The 593-nt window shown below is 58.0% G+C and carries 1 pseudogene; it reads right to left on the bottom strand.

The annotated features are described in order from the left end of the window. A pseudogene (locus tag B7L72_RS12390) lies at nucleotides 1-277 on the bottom strand (IS1380 family transposase); the annotation flags it as partial. Between the last annotated feature and the right edge of the window lie 316 nt (nucleotides 278-593).

Here is a 593-nt window from a genome sequence, read left to right as displayed (position 1 = left end):
GTCGCAGCGTCGCCGTGCTCGGCACCTTTTGCAGGGTCAGCAGCTGTTGGAAGGGCTTGTCGCGGCGGAAGTTTTCGATGGCGTCATAGTCGCTCATGCCCAGACACAGCAGGCCCAGGTAGCTCTTGATCACGTCACTGGTGCGCATGCCCAGCGTGGTGGGGAAGCGGCTGTCGATGCTGTCGACGCCAGCGATCTCGAAGCATTGCCCGATGATGGACAGCCCGGCGTGGCTGGTGAGGGTGCGGCGACTGGCGCGGAACTTGACGTTGGGCATGGCACTGTCTGGGTGAATGGCGATATTCGCTATATTGCCATGCAGGTCAGTGGGTTAGAAGTGCTTCCGGGGGCCGGTCTCACGGATTCAGGAAATAGCCAACGTGAACGTCAGACTTGTTTTTACCGAGATATTTGCCAGCAATCGCTTCATACCACCCCCCTACCGACAAAGCGTCGTTTGCCAGTCCATTAGGGAACCGCTGATCAATTCGTCTCTGAGCGGTTAAAGCACTCAGGGCGGCATATTCACCGCGTCAACGGTCACTTTCTGGCCACTGAAAGTGGCCTTTTTACCCTGGCAGCCGGGCTTATCC

It is taken from the genome of Halomonas sp. BC1, from assembly GCF_002078135.1.
Classification (GTDB): Bacteria; Pseudomonadota; Gammaproteobacteria; order Pseudomonadales; family Halomonadaceae; genus Vreelandella; species Vreelandella stevensii.
Note: the sequence above shows the minus strand (reverse complement) of the source record. Positions and strands in the feature narration are given on the sequence as shown.